Source organism: Novosphingobium sp. 11B (genome assembly GCF_054589055.1).
This window is the reverse complement of sequence record NZ_BAAILP010000120.1, coordinates 59,525-66,217: the sequence shown is the minus strand read 5'-3', so window position 1 is coordinate 66,217 and position 6,693 is coordinate 59,525. Positions and strand designations below refer to the sequence as shown.

Sequence of the window (6,693 nt, the reverse complement as noted above, 5' to 3'; positions counted from 1 at the left end):
GGGCAGTATCACGCTACCCTGGATTGCTTCGCTGCGCTCGCAATGACGAATGAGGGCGACGCGCCGAGCCCTCAGCCCAGCCCGATCAGCGAAATCTGCCGCCCGTAGCTCAGTTCCCCGCGATGGGTGGCGCGGCGGAAGGAGTAGAACCGCTCGGGCTCGGCATAAGTATCCAGCCGCAGACCCTCGGGATGCGCGATCCCGGCGAGGCGCAACCGGCATAGCACGTAGCCTTCGAGGTCGAACTGGAAATGCTCGGGCCGCCCTTCCTGGAAGAACCGCGCATTGGGCAGGTCGTCGGCGAGGAAGCGCTCGCGGAACGCTGCGTCCACCTCGTAGGAATCCTGCGCGATGCACGGCCCCACCGCCGCGACGATGCTTTCCCGCCGGGCGCCGAGGGCCTCCATCGCGGCGATGGTGGCATCGGTGACGCCGCCCAGCGCCCCGCGCCAGCCGGCATGGGCCGCGCCGATCACGCCTGCCTCGCGGTCGGCGAAGAGCACCGGCGCGCAGTCGGCGGTGAGGATGCCCAGCACCGCGCCGGGCCGGTCGGTGACGATGGCGTCGGCCTTGGGGCGGTCTTCCTCGGACCATGGTTCCCCGCCCAGCACCGCGCAGTCGGCCGAGTGGACCTGATAGACCGTGACCAGCCGCGCGCCGGGCAGCACCGCTTCGGCCGCCCGCGTGCGGTTGCGTTCGACGATGTCGAGATCATCGCCCGAACCGCGCCCGACGTTGAGGCCCGCGACTTCGCCCTCGCTTACCCCGCCCCGGCGGCCGAGGAAGCCGTGGGAGACACCTTCGAGCAGAGTGGCGCGGTTGACTTCGACCGGCTCAGCCAAGGGACTTCGACACCTGCTCGCGCACGTCGCGCGAAAGCTCGGGCAGCGCCGCGATGCGCTCCAGTTCGGCGCACATCATCGCCGCGCGCACCGGCTCGATCCGGCGCCAACGGCCGAGCGAGGGCACGAAGCGCGCCGCCGTCTGCGCGTTGATCGGATCAAGACGGCGGATCAGGTCGCCGATCATGCGGTAGCCCTCGCCGCTGGCGTCGTGGAACGCCTTGGGGTTCGCCGCCGCCGCCATGTAGAGCGCGCGCACGCGGTTGGGGTTGGTCATGGTGAAGTCGGGGTGCTGCGCCAGCGCCGCGATGTGCTCCAGCACTTTCGGGTTGAGCGCGCCCGCCTGCAGCGAGAACCACTTGTCGATGACGAGGGCATTGCCTTCGTAACGGTCATGGAAGTCGGCCAGAGCCGTCTCGCGCTCGGGCGCGTCGAGGCTGGCGAGGACCATGAGCGCGCCCTGACGGTCGGTCATGTTGTCGGCCGCCTGGTACTGCGCGAAGGCACGGCTAGCGCCCTCGGCCGGGTCGCCACACGCGATCAGCACCAGCGCCTGCGTCTTGATCTTGCGGGCACCGCGCGCGGCCGCCTCGCGCGAATAGGGCACGGCGACGGCGCGGTCGTGGAGCGCCTTAAGCGGACCGGCGAGTTCGCGGCCCAGCCATGCCTTCAGCGCCTCGCGCTCGGCATGGATCGCGCCGGGGTCGGAGACGGGGAGCTGCTCGGCAAGGTAGGTCTCGGCGGGCAGGATCATCAGCTCGCCACGCATCAGGTCGTCGAGCGCCGGGTCGGCGATCACCGAACCGTAAGCCTCGCCGATCGCCGCGCGCCCCTCGGCGCGCGCGGCATAATCGAGCTTGCCAGAGACGGCGGCGACGAGATGCTGGACGACGAGGCCCTGCATCGCCTCGTAGCGGGCGAAGGGATCGTCGTCATGCGCGGCGAGGAACACGAGGTCGGCGCTGTCGCGTTCGAACTCGATCGCGACCGGAGCGGAGAAGCCGCGATTGATCGACAGCACCGGCGGCTTCGCGAAACCGTCGAAGGTGAACGTGTCGCTGTCCTTGTCGAGGACGATCAACTGCTCGCCCGAATGCGCGCCGGTGTCGCGGTCGAACAGGGCGACGCGCAAGGGGATGGGCATGGCCTGCTTTTCGGGCTGTCCGGGGGTGGCGGGGACGGTCTGGGTGAGCCTAAGTACCGTTTGGGTGCCGGTGTGTGCCATCTCGGCAGCAACCTGCGGCGTGCCGGCCTGCGAGTACCACAGGCGGAACTGCGTCAGGTCCAGCCCGGCGCCGTTCTCGATCGCCTTGACGAAATCCTCGCAGGTCGCGGCCTCGCCATCGTGGCGCTCGAAGTAGAGGTCGGTGCCCTGGCGGAACCGTTCGAGGCCCGCCATGGTGCGCATCATGCGGATCACCTCGGCGCCCTTGTTGTAGATCGTCGCGGTGTAGAAGTTGCTGATTTCCTGGAATGAATCCGGCCGGATCGGGTGCGCCAGCGGGCCGGAATCCTCGGGGAACTGGGCGATGCGCAGGACGCGCACATCCTCGATCCGCTTGACCGCCTCGCTGCCCATGTCGGCGCTGAACAGCTGGTCGCGCAGGACGGTGAAGCCTTCCTTGAGGCTCAGCTGGAACCAGTCGCGGCAGGTCACGCGGTTGCCCGACCAGTTGTGGAAGTATTCGTGCCCGATCACGCCTTCGACGGCATCGTAATCGCCGTCGGTCGCGGTCTCGGGATCGGCCAGGACATAGCGCGTGTTGAAGACGTTGAGGCCCTTGTTCTCCATCGCGCCCATGTTGAAATCGGACACGGCGACGATGTTGAACAAGTCCAGATCGTACTCGCGCCCGAACGCTTCTTCGTCCCACTTCATGGAATTGACGAGGGAATCCATTGCATGCTGGGTGCGGTCCTCGTCACCCGGGCGGACCCAGATGTTGAGGTCGACCTTGCGGCCGCCCATGGTGGTGAATTCCGCGTGATTGGCGACGAGGTCTCCCGCCACCAGCGCGAAGAGGTAGCTCGGCTTGGGCCAGGGATCGTGCCACTCGGCCCAGTGCCAGCCATCGGGGGTGCCGTCCTCGCCCTCGCCGCTGGCGGTGCAGTTGCCATTGGCGAGGAGGATGGGGAACTGCGCCTTTTCGCCGCTCATCCGCACCGTGTAGGTGGAGAGCACGTCGGGCCGGTCGGGGAAGAAGGTGATGCGGCGGAAACCCTCCGCCTCGCACTGGGTGCAGAGCATCCCGTTCGAGGCATAGAGGCCCATGAGCTGGCTGTTCGCGGCGGGATTGAGCGCGGTTTCGACCTCGACCTCATGCGCCTCGCCGTTCAGTTCGACGAGCAGATCGGAACCGTCGAGGCGCCAGTCGTTGACGTCGAGCCCGTCCACCCGGACCGCCAGCGGGGCGATCTGGTCGCCATTGAGGCGCAGCGTCGAAGCGCCGTTTCCTGCGGGATTGCGCGCGACCGAGAGCGTCGCGGTGACCTTCGTGGCGTCGAGGCCGAGGCGGAAATCCAGCGCGACCTCAGGCACCAGCCATGCGGGCGGCAGGTAATCCTCGCGCCGGATCACCGGAGGCGCGGCGGGCGGCGGCGCGGCATCCGCCACTTGAGTGTTCTCGGCGGGCTCGGAGGGTCTGCTGGCGATGTCCATGCCTGTTACTTAGAGGCTCGGCGGCCGATTGCCAGCGGGGGATTCGTCATTGGCGATCCGCCCACCCCCAACCCCTCCCGCAAGCGGGAGGGAAGCGAGACTTGCGAAGCCGCAGGCTGAGTTAGTCGCAGCGGGGTGGGCATCGCGCGCTACCTTCGCTAGCTATGGACCATGCGCCGCCTGTTCATCTTCGGTCTCGGCTATACCGCCGGTTTCATCGCCTCGCTGTTCGAGGCGCACGGGTGGGAAGTGGTCTCGACCGGCAGCGTAGGCACGCTCGCCTTCGATGACGAAGGCAGTGTGCGCCTTGCTCTGGCGGATGCCGATCACGTGCTCTCCTCGGTCCCGCCGGGACGCGAGGGGCGGGGCGAGCCGCTGGACTTCGTGCTCGAGCGCTATGGCGATGCGCTAAGGGGCAAGGCGCTGTCGTACTTGTCCTCCACCGGCATCTACGGCGACACCGGCGGCGCGTGGGTGGACGAGAGCGCGCCCACAGTCTCCGGGGTCGGCACCGGCCGCCGCACGGCGCGGGCCGAAGCCGATGCGGCATGGCTGGCGCTGGGCGCGCGGGTCTATCGCCTTCCGGGGATCTACGGCCCCGGCCGCTCGATACTGGAACGGCTGGCGCTGGGCCGCGCGCATCGGATCGACATGCCCGATCAGGTCTTCAGCCGCGTCCATGTCGAGGACATCGCGGCCGGGGTGCTGGCCGGGATCGAGGCGGAGCCGGGCGCCTACAACCTCGCCGACGACCTGCCCTGCGCGCAGAACCGGCTGGTGGAGGAAGCCTGCCGCCTTACCGGGGCTCCGCTGCCGCCGCTGCAATCGCTGGAGGAGGCTGAGCTGTCACCCATGGCGCGGGCGTTCTACGCGGAGAACCGGCGCGTCGCGAACGGTAGGGCCAAGCGCGTGCTCGGTTGGCGGCCGCGCTACCCCACTTATGTCGAGGGCCTAGCCGCGCTTGCGCGCCGCCAGCGCGATCACTAGCCCCGCCAGCGCCAGCACCGCGCCGCCGACCGCAAGGCCGGTCCATCGATAGCCTTCGAACAGCGTCGAGAGCCCCATCGCCACCACCGGCACCGCAACGCCGTTGTAGGCCGCGCGGCCAGGCCCGAGTTCGCGGATCAGCATGAAGTAGAGCGGGAAGGTCACCACCGATCCGGCGATCGCCAGGTAGGCGATCCCGGCGAGGTATTCCCAGCGCGTCTCCATCACCGGCGCGCCGACGGTGGCGAGGCTCCAGCAGGCGTCGATCGCGGCGCCCAGCAGCATCGCCCATGCCAGCATCGGCACCATCGGCTGCGCGCGGCCGACGCTCGTGCCCTGCAGGATGTTGGCGGTGGAGGCGCTGAGGATGCCCGCGCAAGTCATCAGCACGCCGAGCGCGACGCGGCCCTCGGGCGGGGCGCTGCGGTATTCGTGGACCATCAGCAGCGCGATCCCGACGATCGCCACCAGAGAGCCCGCGACGAAGCCCGGCGTCACCTTCTGGCCGAGGAATATCCGCGCCAGCACCGCATTGGGCAGCATCAGCAGCGCGTAGCAGACGGCGACCAGCCCCGAGGTCAGGTGGATCTCGGCCTGGTAGACGAACTGGAAGTTGCACACGAACTGGCTCAGCCCGACCAGCAGCGCCAGCCCCATCCCCTGCCGCGAAAGGCGCAGGCTGTCGCGCCGCAGCAGCGCCAGCGCCAGCATTCCCGCGCCCGCCAGCGCGAAGCGGTACGTGATCGACCATGTCGGCGGCACCGATCCGACCTGATCCTTGATCACCAGCCAGGTCGAGCCCCAGATCGCGGTAACGACGAGGAAGGCGAAGATCACCTTGCCTCGGGAAGCGGGCTCCTGCGCCTCGGTCACAGCCCGGCCAATGCCCTGGCGAGGGCGGAGACATGCGCGTCCTTCGCATCCCACGACGTCACCAGCCGCGCGGCATCGGCGCCCCAGTCGTAGAAGGCGAAGCCTTGCGCACGCAGCGCCTCGCGCTCGGCGGCGGTGCAGGTGAGGAAGATCTCGTTGGCCTCTACCGGATGGAGCAGGCGGCCCGGCGCGGCAGCGGCGATTTCGGCGGCGGCGGCATTGGCGGCGCGCGCGTTGCCCAGCCACAAGTCGCCCTCCAGCATCGCGAGGATCTGCGCGGCCATGAAGCGGCCCTTGGACTGCAGGTGCCCGGCGCGCTTGCGGCGGTAGCGGATCGTGCGCGCGGCCTCGACGTCGAAGAAGACGATGGCCTCCGCGCCCATGCCGCCGTTCTTGACGAAGCCGAAGCTCAGCGCATCGACCGCGCCTGCGGCCTCGGCGGGAGAGCAGCCCAGATACGCCGTCGCATTGGCGAAACGCGCGCCGTCCATGTGCAGGCCAAGGCCGCGCGCCTTCGCGAAAGCGGCGATCGCGGCGACTTCCTCGGGACGGTAGACGCAGCCGTACTCGCTCGCCTGCGTGATCGAGATCGCATGGGGCTGGACCTGATGGACGTCGTCGCGGATCGGATCGATCACGGCGGCGAGGGTTTCCGGCGTGACCTTGGCGCTGGCCCCGTCCGCCAGCAGCAGCTTGGCGCCGTGAAGGAAGAAGCCCGGCGCGCCCGCCTCGTCCATCTCGATATGCGCCTCGCGGTGGCAGACGACGGCGCCGTGCGGTGGCACCATGGCGGCGAGGGCAAGGCAGTTGGCGGCGGTCCCGCTCGCCACCCACAGCACCGCGCACTCGCGCCTGAACAGCGCCGAGAACGTGGCGTCGAGGCGCTGGCTCAGCGCGTCGTTGTCATAGGGCGCGTCGGGCGCATCGGCGGCCATCATCGCCTTCCAGACGGCGGGATGGACGGCGGCGGCATTGTCGGACGTGAACTGCATGGCCATATGCCCTGTGAGCGCGCGCACGCCCCGTCAAGCGCGCAACGAGGAGAACCGCCCCATGGTCGGCGTCACCATTACCAAGCACGAGTTCGGCTCGGCCGGAGAGTACCACGCCCACGTCGCGGACAGCGAGCATATCGGCCGCCTGACATGGACCGAACGCGGCCTGGTGCGCTCTGCCGATCACACACTGGTCCCCGAGGCGATCGGCGGGCGCGGCGTCGCGATGCGGCTGGTCGAGGCGATGGTCGCCGATGCACGCGAGAACCACTTCAAGATCGAGCCGGCGTGCAGCTACGTCGCGGTGGCGTTCAAGCGGCATCCGGAATGGGCGGAC

Annotated in this window: 6 protein-coding genes; 2 read left to right on the top strand and 4 right to left on the bottom strand. The window is 69.2% G+C overall.

Annotation, left to right across the window (positions count from 1 at the left end; all coding sequences use genetic code 11):
* Positions 1 to 71: 71 nt before the first annotated feature.
* Both pgeF and pepN read right to left on the bottom strand, forming a co-directional pair.
* Positions 72 to 842 carry a peptidoglycan editing factor PgeF gene (gene pgeF / locus ACYPYD_RS11455; RefSeq protein WP_069708783.1) on the bottom strand — a complete coding sequence of 257 codons (771 nt, stop codon included), beginning with the start codon at positions 840 to 842 and terminating at the stop codon, positions 72 to 74.
* Positions 835 to 3,501 carry an aminopeptidase N gene (gene pepN, locus ACYPYD_RS11450; protein WP_459663225.1) on the bottom strand — a complete coding sequence of 889 codons (2,667 nt, stop codon included), beginning with the start codon at positions 3,499 to 3,501 and terminating at the stop codon, positions 835 to 837. The genes pgeF and pepN overlap by 8 nt, the downstream gene beginning before the upstream one ends.
* A gap of 171 nt (positions 3,502 to 3,672) precedes the next feature.
* Here pepN and ACYPYD_RS11445 point away from each other — a divergent pair, with 171 nt between their 5' ends.
* Positions 3,673 to 4,488 (top strand): Rossmann-fold NAD(P)-binding domain-containing protein, encoded by an 816-nt coding sequence (locus ACYPYD_RS11445; RefSeq protein ID WP_459663223.1) that lies wholly within the window; start codon positions 3,673 to 3,675, stop codon positions 4,486 to 4,488.
* Here the strand turns inward: ACYPYD_RS11445 and ACYPYD_RS11440 are convergent.
* Complete coding sequence (locus ACYPYD_RS11440; protein ID WP_459663221.1) at positions 4,453 to 5,361, bottom strand: DMT family transporter; 909 nt, start codon at positions 5,359 to 5,361, stop codon at positions 4,453 to 4,455. The two genes, ACYPYD_RS11445 and ACYPYD_RS11440, sit on opposite strands and share 36 nt — an antisense overlap.
* A complete protein-coding gene (locus tag ACYPYD_RS11435; RefSeq protein ID WP_459663231.1) occupies positions 5,358 to 6,353 on the bottom strand; it encodes a threonine aldolase family protein in 996 nt (331 codons plus the stop codon). The genes ACYPYD_RS11440 and ACYPYD_RS11435 overlap by 4 nt, the downstream gene beginning before the upstream one ends.
* 61 nt (positions 6,354 to 6,414) lie before the next feature.
* Between ACYPYD_RS11435 and ACYPYD_RS11430 the strand changes: the two genes are divergently transcribed.
* Positions 6,415 to 6,693: GNAT family N-acetyltransferase (locus ACYPYD_RS11430; protein WP_459663219.1), on the top strand; the 279-nt coding region annotated here is incomplete at its 3' end.